Origin of the sequence: Paenibacillus sp. FSL M7-0420, assembly GCF_038002345.1 — a bacterium.
In the GTDB taxonomy this organism is placed as follows: domain Bacteria; phylum Bacillota; class Bacilli; order Paenibacillales; family Paenibacillaceae; genus Paenibacillus_AQ.
Map to the genome: position 1 here is coordinate 1,660,644 of NZ_JBBOCJ010000001.1, position 13,960 is coordinate 1,674,603.

9 protein-coding genes are annotated in these 13,960 nt (G+C 51.7%); 7 read left to right on the top strand and 2 right to left on the bottom strand.

Features of this window, described 5'->3' with window-relative positions; genetic code table 11:
* Positions 1-65 precede the first annotated feature (65 nt).
* From MKX51_RS07100 to MKX51_RS07120, 5 genes are all read left to right on the top strand, one after another.
* Positions 66-1,388, top strand: a complete 1,323-nt coding sequence (locus MKX51_RS07100) for a peptidase U32 family protein (RefSeq protein WP_036722597.1) — start codon at positions 66-68, stop codon at positions 1,386-1,388.
* A gap of 346 nt (positions 1,389-1,734) precedes the next feature.
* Positions 1,735-3,933 carry a methyl-accepting chemotaxis protein gene (locus MKX51_RS07105; protein ID WP_340942730.1) on the top strand — a complete coding sequence of 733 codons (2,199 nt, stop codon included), beginning with the start codon at positions 1,735-1,737 and terminating at the stop codon, positions 3,931-3,933.
* A gap of 426 nt (positions 3,934-4,359) precedes the next feature.
* On the top strand, positions 4,360-6,258 hold the full coding sequence (locus MKX51_RS07110; protein ID WP_340991781.1) for a cache domain-containing sensor histidine kinase: 1,899 nt from the start codon (positions 4,360-4,362) through the stop codon (positions 6,256-6,258).
* Positions 6,259-6,260: 2 nt separating this feature from the next.
* Complete coding sequence (locus tag MKX51_RS07115; RefSeq protein WP_340991783.1) at positions 6,261-7,571, top strand: ABC transporter substrate-binding protein; 1,311 nt, start codon at positions 6,261-6,263, stop codon at positions 7,569-7,571.
* Positions 7,572-7,618: 47 nt separating this feature from the next.
* The gene (locus MKX51_RS07120; protein ID WP_340991785.1) at positions 7,619-8,680 is read left to right on the top strand and encodes a LacI family DNA-binding transcriptional regulator; all 1,062 of its coding nucleotides are present in this window, start codon (positions 7,619-7,621) and stop codon (positions 8,678-8,680) included.
* Between the two features lie 139 nt (positions 8,681-8,819).
* Here MKX51_RS07120 and MKX51_RS07125 read toward each other — a convergent pair whose 3' ends face one another.
* Both MKX51_RS07125 and MKX51_RS07130 read right to left on the bottom strand, forming a co-directional pair.
* A complete protein-coding gene (locus tag MKX51_RS07125; protein ID WP_340991787.1) occupies positions 8,820-9,995 on the bottom strand; it encodes a glycoside hydrolase family 130 protein in 1,176 nt (391 codons plus the stop codon).
* Positions 9,992-11,224, bottom strand: coding sequence for an AGE family epimerase/isomerase (locus tag MKX51_RS07130; protein ID WP_340991789.1), 1,233 nt, complete (start codon positions 11,222-11,224; stop codon positions 9,992-9,994). The genes MKX51_RS07125 and MKX51_RS07130 overlap by 4 nt, the downstream gene beginning before the upstream one ends.
* Positions 11,225-11,480: 256 nt before the next feature.
* On the opposite strand from MKX51_RS07130, the gene MKX51_RS07135 reads away from it, so the two are divergent.
* Positions 11,481-12,245, top strand: a complete 765-nt coding sequence (locus MKX51_RS07135) for a response regulator (RefSeq protein ID WP_340991791.1) — start codon at positions 11,481-11,483, stop codon at positions 12,243-12,245.
* 308 nt (positions 12,246-12,553) lie between these two features.
* Positions 12,554-13,930, top strand: coding sequence for an ABC transporter substrate-binding protein (locus tag MKX51_RS07140; protein ID WP_340995544.1), 1,377 nt, complete (start codon positions 12,554-12,556; stop codon positions 13,928-13,930).
* Positions 13,931-13,960 lie beyond the last annotated feature (30 nt).

Below are 13,960 nucleotides of genomic sequence, written 5' to 3' on the forward strand. Positions count from 1 at the left end.
GCGTGTACCACCCGATGTATGCTTTGAAATCTTGCAGAAGATGAGACACAGAAAGGAGAACAGGAATGGGAACCATGACCAAGCCCCAGTTCAAGGGCAAGCGTTACCGTCTGGACAGACCGGAGCTCCTGGCTCCGGCAGGAAACTTAGAGAAATTGAAATTCGCCGTGCATTATGGCGCGGATGCAGTCTATATCGGAGGGCAGAAATACGGCCTGCGCTCGGGAGCGGATAACTTTACCTTCGAGGAAATGCGCGAGGGTGTTGAATTTGCCAAGAAATATGGTGCCAAAGTATTCGTAGCCACCAATATCTATGCTCACAATGAAGATGTCGCGGGGATTGAAGAATACCTGCGTAATTTATATGAGGCCGGAATTGCAGCGATTATCGTAGCCGATCCGGTGATTGTCGATACAGCCCTGCGCCTGGTGCCGGGTCTTGAGGTGCACCTAAGCACCCAGCAGTCCACGCTCAACTGGCAGGCAGTGTCCTATTGGAAGGAGGAAGGTCTGCCGCGCGTAGTATTGGGCCGGGAGACTAGCCTGGAGGAAATCGCCGAGATCAAGCAGCATGTGGACATTGAGATCGAGAGCTTCATCCATGGCGCTATGTGCTCCTCGTACTCCGGACGCTGTGTGTTATCCAACCACTTCACCGACCGTGACTCCAACCGCGGGGGCTGCTGCCAATCCTGCCGCTGGAAGTATGATCTGTTCGAAGACGCCCGTCCCGAAGGGAACTGGGTATCCGAAGAGGAGCAAGCTGAGGCGCCTCAGGCCTTGCAGCCCGGAATTACCCAGCTGCCGCTGCATCAGCCCGAGGACAACCCGTTCACGATGGGATCGAAAGACCTGTGCATGCTGGAGAGTATTCCCGACCTGATTGAAGCCGGGATCGACAGCTTCAAGATTGAGGGCCGGATGAAATCGATTCACTATGTGGCGACCGTAGTGAATGCCTACCGCAAAGCCATAGATGCTTACATGGCCGACCCGGAAGGGTATGTGCTGAAGCCCGAATGGCTGGAGGAGCTGCAGAAGGCGGCTAACCGTCCGCTGAATACAGGCTTCTTCTACGACACACCGGACCATGAGGACCACATCTATGAACCGGAAGAGAAGGCGGCTCCGTATGATTTCGCGGGACTGGTGCTGGAGTATGACGCAGAGAGCGGGATGGCGCTCGTTCAGCAGCGCAATAACTTCAAGCCGGGACAGGAAGTGGAGTTCTTCGGCCCGGATGACACCTTCTTCAAGCAGACCGTAGGAGAGCTATGGGATGAGGCCGGCAATCCGCTGGATGTGGCCCGTCACCCGCTTCAGCGTGTGCGGATGAAGGTAGATCAGCCTGTTGCTTATTTTGATATGATGCGCAAGCGAAAATAATGGCTTTACAAACTAAGGGATGCCCGTTTACACAAGGGCATTCCTTTTTTTTGCATGCTAAAAAAGGAGGTGTTTTGGGGCCCCCTTAAAGTATCTGAGTAAGCATCGATGCTAAAGCTCCACTTTGTGGGGTTATTATATGCCAAATTGCTTATGCAATTCGACAAAAATATATGAGTATTGAAGCAATTTGCAAATAATGCTAAGAAAAATGAGACTTTGTGCCGATATATAGGGCAGGTAACGCTTACATACGTCTTCCAATCTAAGGGATGGGCAGGTGATGGTTATGGGAGCTCCCAATCCGGACAACAAGACAGATAAACCGAAGGAGAGTAGGATAAAAGTGGCGAAAAACAGTAAAAAGCCAAAGAGCACACAAAAGGCTAAGGCCCAGAAGACAGAAGCTTCGCAGATAACAAGCAACACGGCAGAGAAGAGAAATTACAAGACAGTATTGAACGGCTCGCTACGCCAGGTGAAAAGGGTGAACCCGACCAAATCCGTAGGGGTGAAGCTGTTCCTGATCTTCTTATCTTCTATCGTGGTGGTGGTCCTGTTCTTAGGACTTCTGTCTTACAACAAAGCGAAGAATACCATTAAAGATAATGTGTCTGAAGCGAACAGGCAGACGATTATTCAGACCTCAGAGAAGCTGGACATTACCTTGAAGCAGTATGAGAGTCTCGCACTTCAGTTATATTTTGATACACAGATGCAGGCGAATCTGACAGAGCTGTCTTCGGCGAAGAGCAGCTACGATAAGTTCGTGGCTACGGATGCGATCAGCAAGAAGCTGTCCAGCCAGACTACAACAGATGCCAATATCGTCGCAATATCACTCATTCCGGAGGACCCTGAGATGGGGATCGTCTCCAGCGGAAGCACCGGTCTCGCGGGCGAGGATGTGAGAGCGCAGGAATGGTACAAGACCGTGGTCAAGAATTCAAGCTCTTATGAGCCTTATTATACGGCAGAAGCCAAATCCGCCCAGAACTACTGGTTCCCTACTGCCATTGAAGGCAGCGGCGGCAAGAATCTGGCGATGGTCAGAACGCTTAAGAATCTGGGCTCCAATGCCTCATATGTAGTCATGCTGGAGCTGAAGAGCACCCTGCTGGAAGAAGCCTTCAAGAGCGTAGAGCTTGGCGATGGCTCGCGGATTCAACTCGTTGCCCCGGATGGAACGGTAGTAGCTTCCTCGCAGCCTGAAGAGGACGGCAAAGCCACCGCACTGAATTTCATCAAGGACAGCAAGGTGAACAATGAAAGCACGGAAGCGAAGGATGAGAACGGCAAGGATATCCTTGCTGTATACAACCCGATGCAGAAGGCAGACTGGAAGCTTGCCGGTGTAGTTCCTACGGGAGAACTGGTTCAAGCTGCCACGCCGATTCTGTTTACCACCTTCCTTGCTGCCGGAGCGGCAGCCCTGCTTGCCATGATTGTCGGCTTCTGGATGGTCCAGATGATCGCCAAGCCGCTGGCACGCCTCAAGGACCTGATGCTGGAGGGAGCCGAAGGCAACCTGAGTGTCCGCACGCAGTATGTCTCGAAGGATGAGATCGGCCAGCTGTCAGCCTCCTTCAATATGATGATGGGTAAGATTACGGAGCTGGTAGCCCAGACTACAGATACAGCCCGCGAAGTCCTTGAGACTGCGGGTGAGCTGGGGGATGCCTCGCGCAAGACGGCGATCTCCGCCAAGGAGATTGCTGCGGCCACGGAAGAGATTGCCGGCGGTGCCGGAAGTCTGGCCCAGGAAGCCGAGCGCGGCAATGAGCTGACTGACCTGATTGCTACGCAGATGCAGAGTGTTATTGCAGCCAACTCTGAGATGGATCAGGCAGCCCGTGGAGTTGGGGAAGCCAGCGGACAGGGTGCTGTACAGCTGGAAGAGCTGCTGGATCAGACCGGACGCACAGGTGAAATGACCTCTGCTCTGGTGGATAGAGTCAATAACCTTAAGGAAACGGTATATTCCGTAATCAAGGTGCTGGATGTGATGAAGAATATTACCCAGCAGACGAACATTCTGTCTCTGAATGCAACGATTGAAGCAGCGAGAGCAGGCGAAGCCGGCCGTGGCTTCATGGTAGTCGCAGGGGAGGTCCGGCAGCTTGCCGACCAATCCAAGCAATCCATTGCTCTGGTCGCCGGAATTACAGATAAGATCGTAGCGGAGATGGATGAGACGGTTGCTGTCCTGTCTGAAGTGGCTCCGCTGTTCAAGCAGCAGATGGTGTCCGTGAAGAGTACCAGTGAGATCTTCGTATCCGTGAAGGGTCAGATGGAAGACTTCATTATGAGTCTGGAGTCTGTAACAGGGGCCATCGACAGTCTGAACCATTCGCAGGGTGTGCTGTCCGATGCTATGGGGAATGTGAGTGCGGTAGCGCAGCAATCCTCGGCAACCTCGGAAGAGGTGGCATCCCTCAGCAGTGAGCAGCAGAATGTCAGTGACCATCTGGTAGCCTTGTCGAACAAGCTGCAAGGGGCTTCCACCCAGCTGGAGAGCAAGCTGTCACTGTTTACGATCAAATAATGTCAGAACTGTTCTGATTCAAGGGCGTCACGCAAGCCGCATTCGGCTGCGTGACGCCCTTTTTTAGTTGATGTTTAGGAATGCTGCGCCGATAGATGGGCCTCATGCTTCACAGCTGTAACATTTATAAAGGAATCCTGCAAAAAGTGCAACAATACTACTCCATACAAGCGACCGGTGAGAGAAGGCACACCTTGGTCGGGGATCGAAGATAAAACGTATGCTGTCTTCATTGCTGGAAATGTTTTTCTAAATTCAAGGGGGCCACCAAACTTTCCTGCCCGTTGGCTTATAGACACTTATTTTCTTCTGACAGTACCTCCTTCCTTGTACATCCTTAAGCGAATGCGTATAATGGTTTTGTTAGGGTTTTGTTATTGTTGTTTGCTGGATTAGTTATGTAATTTGAACCAGGGAGAAGGCCGAATGAGAGCAGCACGCAATCACAACTGGTGGTCTTATATCGAGGACATGTCCATGGAGCGCAAGCTGTTCCTGGTATTTCTGGTCATTATTACGCTCCCGCTGTCCTTCATCAGTGTGATCAGCTTCAAGAGCTATTCCGAATCCATCCAGGCGAACACGATCGCCTATTCCGAGAAGCTGATTGATCAAATGATGGATTCCATCGATGATTACATAGAAGATATGAAACGGATTTCTTCCATGCCCGCCTACGTCAATGAGATTAAGCAGAACCTGATCCGCTCGAACCGCTATTATGAGCAAAAGCAGATGATGGAAGGCAAGCAGGACACGGCTCAGGTGGCTCCCGGCGATTTGGATCTCCTGCTGTCCATTCAGCGCGGCATCGAAGAGAATATATCATTTATTAACAATATTAAGCGGGGAACCAATTCGGTCTATATTTTTGATGCCTACGGGAATGGTTATTATTCTGCCAAGGATGGGGGAGTCCGGCTGGATCTGCAGCAGAGCTACAGGTTCTGGAGCGAGCAGGTAAAGGGCTCCGGCGGAGAAGCGACCCTGCTGGGAACACAGGCATATACAAGCAATTTGCAGAGTACCCGATATGCCTTTACGGTGGTACGTCCCATTCTGGACGGGCTATGGAAGCCAGCCGGCCTGATCGCGGTGGAGGCTAACTTCAGTAATCTGGAGAATCAGGTGGCGGAGCTGGACAAGGTGACCCGGGGGAAATCTATCCTTGTGGATCAAGCGGGCAAAGTCATATATGACAGTGAGCAGAAGCTGCTGACTGCGGATATTTCCCGGTCCTCCTTATTCCGAGCTGCGCAAGGGAGCTCCGGGAGCTTTTATGACACCGTATCCGGCAAAGACCGGCTTAATATTTATTCAAGCTCAACCAAGACGAACTGGAAGGTGATTATTTCCATACCGGTGGACGAATTGACCCGTGGAGTGAAGCTGACCCGCAATGCAACTATAGGCGCTACTCTAATCATCATTGTACTGGCCCTGATCATCTCGCTCATTCTGTCGTTTGCCTTGACCAAGCCGCTAACCCAAATGATCCAGCTGATGAAAAAGGTGCAGAACGGCGACCTTGATGTGACCTTCCGCATTAAACGCCGTGACGAGATTGGTCTCCTGGGGCATCAATTCAACCGTATGCTGGCCCGAATTCGTCAATTGATCCAGGATATTTACCGGATTGAGGAACAGAAGAAGGAGGCAGAGCTGCAGGCGCTTCAGAGCCAGATCAATCCGCATTTTATCTATAACACGCTTGAAACCATCCGGATGACCGCAGAGATTAATGATGATGTGGAAGCCGCTGACATGATCTCTATCCTGGGGAAGCTGCTGCGCTACAGCACCAGTGACTTGAGCGGCTGGGCGACGATGAAGCAAGAGCTGCTGTATGTGCGTAACTACGTGGAGCTGCTGGGCAGCCGGTACCCTGGCAGATTTGAGCTGACGATTGATGTTCCCGAGACGCTTGACAGCTATTCCATGATTAAGCTGGTGTTTCAGCCGATTATTGAGAATGCTGCTTATCACGGGCTGGATGATACCAAGTCCCGGATGCAGCTGAGCATCAAGTGTGAGTATACAGAGCAGAAGCTTCTGTTCCATATCCGTGATAACGGCTGCGGAATGGATCAGGTTACACTAGATAAGCTAAGGGAGCGGCTCCGGCACGAGCTCCCCCCGAAGAAGGGCATTAATGGAGGGATTGGCATGGCCAATGTACACCAGCGCCTTCAGCTTCATTACGGTCCGGCTTATGGGATCGAGGTGTTCAGCAAGCCGGGCGAGGGTACGGATGTAATCTTGTCATTGCCGCTGCCGGGGCTTGCCGCCGGGAATGGAAGGGAAGATCCTTTTAAGGAGGAATGAGCTTGAGACGGAGGATTGTACGCTTTCCGGTGTATGCTGTACTGCTGCTAATGCTGCTCCTGCTGGCAAGCGGCTGTAGCAGCCGGAGCAGCATAGGGCGGGAATCGGTCCCGGCTGCTTCTGCCGGAGAGGAAGCGGCTTCCGGGCTGTCCGGGACCATCGTGATGCTGACGAACCGGATTGACCTGATTGAGAATGGGACCTTCAGGGACTACGCGGATGAATTCAGGAAGCGGTATCCTGAGGCGCATGTGGAATTCGAGGGGCTGTCTAACTATGCCACGGATATCCTGGTCCGGTTGTCTACCAAGGATACAGGGGATGTGCTGTTGCTGCCGGTCAATCTGCCTGCGAAGGAGCTGGAGCTTTTCTTCGAGCCTTTGAGCGGGGAGCTGGCGGCGCAGGAGCGATTCACAACCTTTGCAACCTTTGGCGGCAAGCGATACGGTCTGTCTACAGGTACGACTACGAGCGGAATCGTCTACAACAAGAAGGCTTTTGAGCAGGCGGGAATTGAGCAGGTACCGCAGACGCTGGATGAGTTCTACGCGGCCTGTGCCAAGCTGAAGCAGGCGGGCATTATCCCGCTGTATATGAATTATGGGGCAGTCTGGCCGCTGCGGGAGTGGGGCAATAACCTGGTTAATTATATGACGGGTAACCCTGATTATTTGAATGATATGGTCCATGAGGACAGCCCCTGGCAGATCGGTAACGAATGGGGGCAGGCTCTGGGAATTGCCAGGACGATGCTGGCCAAGGGCTATGTCGAGGAACAGCTATTCTCCAACAGCTGGGAGATCTCCAAAGCCAGGCTGGCCAAAGGGGAAGCGGGCATGTATCTCCAGGGGAACTGGACCATCCGGCAGATTATGGATGCAGGTGCTTCACCGGAGGATATCGGCTTCTTTCCTTTTCCCTATGATAATCACCAGGTCCACTATGCTGCGCTGAATCCCGACTGGTTCATGGGGGTCAGCAGGTACAGCCGCAATAAAGAGCTTGCGATGGCTTGGCTGGAGTATTTCATTACAGAAACGCCGTATGCGAGAGACTGGGGGTTTCTTCCGGCGAAGGGTTCGGACGAACCCGCTTTACAGCAATACAGCGAGTTCCTCTCCTATCATCCGAAGCTGGTTGAGGCTACGGTGCAGACGGATGCGTTCATCGATTTGGCGAACCGGACGAAGCTGAGCTTCTGGTCGGGCGATTATATTCAAGATGTGCTCGCGGCACCGGATCTGCAGAAGTCCTTTGACCAGTTGAATGCGAAATGGAAGGAAGCGCGTATGAGTCAGCAGTCTGCTCCGTAACCGCCGGGGGCTGCGAACAAGCAAGATCAAATTCTGGAGGTAGTGTTGTGGCCAAAAAAGTAACGATGCAAAAAATAGCCGATCATCTTGGGGTCTCCAAGTTCGTCGTATCCAAATCGCTCTCCGGCAAGGAGGGGGTCAATGAGACCACCCGCGAGCGGGTGATTCAAGCTGCTTCTCAGCTGGGATATTTCACCCAAAAAAACGCCTATGTGCAAAGCCCCAAGCGCCGCTCCCTGTCTGGAGAGCAAGACCGCAATAAGCAGTCCGTGCTGGTGCTGATGCCCAATATCCGCTCTCAGACCCAGGATTCACTATATTGGGGCAAAATTGTCGATGGCATTGCGCTGGCGCTGGATCAGGAGGGGCTGGGCATGGTGATTATTTCAGAACACCGGGCTGATAATTTCGTTAATGTGCTCAATCCTGACGGCCTGCTCGGTCTGATCGGAGTAGGGCAGATCTCCACCTCACTCCTGCTCGAAGTGCACCGGATCGGGCTTCCGCTGGTCATGATCGACCATGAGGATGCTTTAATTCCGTGTGATACTGTATTTGCGAATAACATCGATTCGATGACCCGGCTCGTCAATCATCTGATAGGCACCGGACATTCTCTATTTCACTTTATCGGCAATATCCGTTACTCCCGCAGCTTCCGTGACCGCTGGATCGGGTTCCGCAGCGCCTTGGAGGAGAATCATCTGAGGGTCCCGGCCATAGGTGACGAACTGCTGCTGGAGGGAATGGATGACCAAATGCTCCGCGACGAATTCAGACGCTGGGTAGCCACCCGGAAAGAATCGGATACGCTGCCTACGGCAATTGTGTGTGCCAACGACTTTACAGCCCTCGACGTCAGTGAAATGCTGCGGGAAGCCGGGCTTAGTATTCCCGCTGATATTTCGGTCACAGGCTTTGACAATATCGAGGATTCCCTGCGGGGGGTTACTCCGCTTACAACCGTGCATGTTCCTAAGGAGGCTATGGGCCGGGCAGCTGTAGAGAAGCTGCTGAACCGTATCCAGAATCCCGCTGTACCGCTGGAGAAAATTCTGATCTCCGCAGATATCGTCCACCGGGACTCTGTGAAGAATCCCAGGGCTTGAAGCAGCATAATAACTCCGCAAAGTGGAGCTTTAGCTGAAATATAAGAATTTATATGTTGCACACGATAACTTATCCTTCTATTTCTCGCTAAAACGGTACCGTCCTCTAAAAGGACGGTACCGTTTCCGCTTGTGTGCGTTATTTCAATTGCAAGTTCCGGTCGATCAAAGCGATGCGCTGCTGTACGCAAGCATAGGAACGAAGCGGATCTTCAGGAGTATTCATGACATAATCGAGCAGTTGGTCTACGGTGGTGGTAGCTACATGGATACGGGTATCGGAGGAGGCATAGTAAATGAATACCTCTCCGTTCTCACGGGCGATTATACCGTTGCAAAAGACAACGTTAGATACGTCACCGACGCGTTCTTCGCCGTCCGGAGCAATGAAATGCCCGCCTGGGGCATGAGTTACGCGGTTAGGCTCCGCAAGGTCAGACAAGAAGGCATACAGCACATAGCGCAGTCCGGCAGCAGTGCCCCGGACACCATGGGCGATGTGCAGCCAGCCGAGCGGAGTTCTGATCGGGGCCGGGCCTTGGCCGTTCTTCACTTCTTTAATGGTATGGTAGTACCGCTGGTCTATAATCGTCTCACGGGTGATAACAGCATTCTCAATCTGCTCCGATAAGCCCCAGCCGATGCCGCCGCCGGAACCGGCGTCGATGAACCCGTCCTGCGGGCGCGTGTAGAAGGCGTACTTGCCGTCAACGAACTCTGGATGCAGGACCACGTTGCGCTGCTGGGCGGAGCCGGTCTTAAGATCGGCGAGACGCTCCCAGGTCTTGAGATCCTTGGTGCGAGCAATCCCGCACTGGGCAACTGCGCTGGACAAATCACCAGGGGGAGCGTCTGGGTCCTTGCGTTCGCTGCAGAACAGGCCGTAGATCCAGCCGTCTTCATGCTGCACAAGGCGCATATCGTAGACGTTAATATCCGGGTCTGCGGTCTCGGGAAGCACTACCGGGTGATCCCAGAAGCGGAAGCCGTCCACCCCGCTGCTGCTCTCGGCGACAGCGAAGAAGGATTTGCGGTCATTGCCTTCCACACGGGCTACGATGTAGAATTTGCCGTTCAGCTCAATGGCGCCGGGATTGAATACGCCGTTCACTCCGATTCTCTCTGCGAAATAAGGGTTGCTCTCTTCATTGAAGTCGTAACGCCAGATCAGGGGGGCGTGCTCCGCAGTGAGCAGGGGATATCTGTAGCGGTCATAAATACCGTTGCCGTAAGGCAGCTTCTCATTGGTGCGGCCGATGAGCGCTTCATAGCGCTGCGTCAACGCCTGCTTCCGTTGTTCAAAGATTGTGCTCATTCAATAATCTCCTCTACATGTAATGGTTCGCCAAGCCGTCTAATCATCTCGAAGCAGGCCCGGCTGTTATGATAGGGACATTTCCAGGCGCTCACCTTAGGTGCATGGGCCAGCGGCTGCAGGGATTCATCCACACCCCAGTGCCATTCGCCCAGCTTATGATCAATAATATATTTCTCTGTGAAGCTCCATGAGTTCTCAGCGGCTTCCAGGAACCGCGAATCTCCGGTTAACTGATACGCATTGTAGAATCCGACCATGGCTTCAGCCTGCGGCCACCAGTCTCTGGACTCATGGGCTTTATCGATGAAGCCGCTACGATCGGCCTCATTCCAGATTCCGCCATCCACTTCAATCCCCTCTGCCAGCGCGGCTTCGGCCATCGACAGGGATGCCTTACGCACACGCCCAAGCAGTTCCTCGTCCCCAAGGGTCTCTGCAGCTTCATAGAGCAGCCAGCTTCCTTCTATGTCGTGGCCGAAAGAGACAAGCTCAGACTTCACCCGCCACTCTTCATCCATGAACAAATGGAAGTGCTTGCCGTCCGAATCCAGGATATGCTCCAGCATGGTTTCGATCAGCTCAGCGAGCTTGTGTCCCAGCACTTCTGATTTCCATACCCGGTACAAACCGGTGTACCCTTCCAGCACATGCAAATGCGTATTCATGGATTTCTTCTCATTCATGTCCTTCGAACTGAGGCTTAGGGAGTCGGTCATCTCCCACTCCCGTGACAAGGCTTCGATATACCCTGTGTGAAGAGAGTCATAACCGTACTTCTCAATTAAATGGAACAATTGGGTTGCTTGGCGCAGGACGTCTTCCCGGCCGGTGGCATGATGGTACTCAGCCAAGGCATAGATGACAAAAGCAAGTCCGTAGATTTGCTTCTTAGGCTGGGAAGCAGCACCGTGTTCATCCACCATCCAGAAGAATCCGCCAAATTCGGGATCTGTGAAATGCTGAATGAGATAATCATAGGCGCGTTCCGCCATAGTCAAATATTCTGCCGTTCCATAGATTCTGTAAGCACTTGCAAATGTCCAGAGAATCCTTGCATTCAGTACAAGGCTTTTGTCTGCACCGGGTATCACCTGCAGCTTGTTGTCCATCTCACCGATAAAGCCGCCATGAGTTTCGTCGACAGTCTGCTTCATCCAGAAGCCGAGAATATTGTCTTTCAGCTCTGCTTCCAGCCGGGTGCGCCATACTTCGGTTGCATTGTTCATCCTGTTTTGTTCACTCCTTAATATTGCTTGCTGGTATGGGAGTTATATTTTTTATAATTGTTATGATTATATTAGTATATAATAATAACTATATATAACCATGTTATAACCCTTTTCGGGCTGGAATTCAAGCGGGAAATGGATGAAGTAAATTGAAGACTATAAAAGTGGATATAGACACATTTTCTATTGGATCTGTAAAGTTTATAATTAATGATAACGCTATCATTGCGGATAAAATGACGGGGGCGATAGGGTGGTAATCCGGATCATGATTGCGGATGATGAGGAAGTGATCCGCCGCGGGCTTGAGAAGATTGCTTCCAGAATGGATGTGGAAGTCAGGGTAATCGGCTCATACGGCAACGGGCTTGAGGCCTGGAACCATCTGCAGGAGCTAAGCCTGGAAGAGATCGATCTTCTTATTACAGATATCAAGATGCCAAGAATGGATGGATTCAAGCTGATTGAAGAGGCGAGAGCGCATCTCAAGCAGCTGCCAATAGCTGTACTGAGCGGCTTCAGTGAATTCGACTACGCCCGTAAGGCGATGCGCTTCGGGGTACTTGATTATCTGCTGAAGCCCATTGATAAGATACAATTATATGATCTGCTCAAAAGTGTAGAGGCCACCCGGCAGACGCCTGCGGCTGCTCTCCCGGATGAAGTGCTGCATCAGCCTTCTGAAGGCGGGGAGCATTATGTGGTAGAGCAGATGAAGAGTATTCTTCAGCTGGAATACGGTCTTAATTTCGAGCTTGAGCGGCTGGCTGAGGCTGTGGGAATGAATGCGAGTTATATCAGCAGGCTGTTCAGGCATAAGACAGGACAGACCATTACCGACTACTTGATCGGCATCCGTATTGCGGAGGCCAAGAAGATGCTGCTCCATCATCCGGACCTGAAGAATTATGAGATTGCTGACAAAGTCGGCTACAACGATCCGGTCTACTTCAATAAGCTGTTCAAGAAGATGTGCGGCATGACGCCCAAGGAGTATAAAGGCCGGTACAGATCATGATATGCGTCTCTTAGAATGATACGAACACACTTGCACTGCCCTTCACCTCCTCAGAGGTGATTGAGCAGTGTTTTTCTTTACTGTATTTTTTATATAACAAAAATAACAAATTGAAGACCAGAAAAAGCAATTTAAACCATCGTTTTAAGCATTATAACGGTCTATAATGGAAATGTAAGCGATAACAACATGCAATTTAAGTGTATTTTGGAATGGTTAGGGTTCTATTTGTTGGGTGGATCATTATGTTGTTATTTTTTTGTTATTGTTCTATGACGTTCCAAATGAAGAGAGGGGTCAGAAATATGATGAAAAAAACCAAAGCAGTTACCGGGTTGGCAGCGCTGACACTGATGGCCGGGCTGTTCTCCGGCTGTGCATCTGACAACAATAATGCCACTAATGCGGCAGCAACCAATGCAGGCGGCAACACGGGTACCACTGCGGAGGCAACAGCCGCTCCAGAGGGAGATGCCGCGAAGGAGCTCAAGGGTGATATTACAGTGATTACGCAGCGGACGGATATCGTGGATACCGTGTTCAAAGACTACGCCGCCAAGTTCAATGAGAAATATCCAAATATTAAAGTGAATTTCGAAGCCTTATCCAACTATGAGGATCAGATCAAAATCCGCATGAGCACCAGTGATTACGGGGATGTTCTGCTGCTGCCTACCAGCGTAGCGATCAAGGATCTGCCGGACTTCTTCGAGCCGCTGGGTAAAAAGTCTGATCTGGAGCAGCAATATACAGGCCTGGAAGAGCGGACAGTAGACGGGATTTCCTACGGCATTCCGATTACGGTTAATTTCTCCGGCGTGATCTACAACAAGCAGGTCTTCAAGGATGCCGGAGTGACCGAGGTTCCAAGAACCTTTGACCAGTTCTCTGCCGCACTGAAGAGCATCAAGGAGAAGACGGATGCGGTCCCTCTCTACACGAACTATGCTGCGGGCTGGACGCTGACCCAGTGGGAAGCTGATCTGGCTAGCGTTGCCGGAGACCGTGAATATGTCAACATCGGCCAGGTGGCCTCCGACGATAACTTCGTTCCAGGCCAGCCGCACTACGAGCTGTACAAGGTAATGTACGATGCAGCCAAAGACGGTCTGATCGAAGAGGACCCGACGACTACAGACTGGGAATCCTCCAAGGCAGATCTGGCGAACGGTAAAATCGGTACGATGATGCTTGGCTCCTGGGCCATCGGTCAGATTAAAGGGCTGGCTGCCAGCCCGGATGATATAGGCTTCATGCCATTCCCTACCAACGCCGACAAGATCCTGGTGCCTCTATCTGACGACTATAATCTGGGGGTTAGCCTTCACAGTAAAAACAAAGAGGCCGCCAGAGCCTGGGTAGACTGGTTCATCAATGAATCCGGTTACCCGACTACTGAAGGCGGGGGCATGAGCCCTGTAAAAGGAGCGGAATTGCCGGAAATTCTCAAGCAATTTGCAGGCACAGACATTACCTTTGACACGCTTGCTCCAGCCAAAGCCGGTGAAGAGGGCTGGGTGGATGCCATTGATAAAGAAGCTGAAATCGGTCTCTGGCAGCCTGACTTCAAGAAAGTAATCATCGAGGCGGCGATTGGCAACCGGAAAGAATCCTATGATGACATTATGAAAGAACTGAATGATAAATGGAAAGCAGCCAGAGCCAAAATTGTGACTGCCAAGTAAATTAAAGAACAAAGGAAAGGGGAGATGCCG

What these genes read in the sequence shown, in the direction of transcription:
- MKX51_RS07100 (WP_036722597.1), top strand. Translation starts at nt 66, where the DNA reads ATGGGAACCATGACCAAGCCCCAGTTCAAGGGCAAGCGTTACCGTCTG.
- MKX51_RS07110 (WP_340991781.1), top strand. Translation starts at nt 4,360, where the DNA reads ATGAGAGCAGCACGCAATCACAACTGGTGGTCTTATATCGAGGACATG.
- MKX51_RS07125 (WP_340991787.1), bottom strand. Translation starts at nt 9,995, where the DNA reads ATGAGCACAATCTTTGAACAACGGAAGCAGGCGTTGACGCAGCGCTAT.
- MKX51_RS07130 (WP_340991789.1), bottom strand. Translation starts at nt 11,224, where the DNA reads ATGAACAATGCAACCGAAGTATGGCGCACCCGGCTGGAAGCAGAGCTG.
- MKX51_RS07140 (WP_340995544.1), top strand. Translation starts at nt 12,554, where the DNA reads ATGAAAAAAACCAAAGCAGTTACCGGGTTGGCAGCGCTGACACTGATG.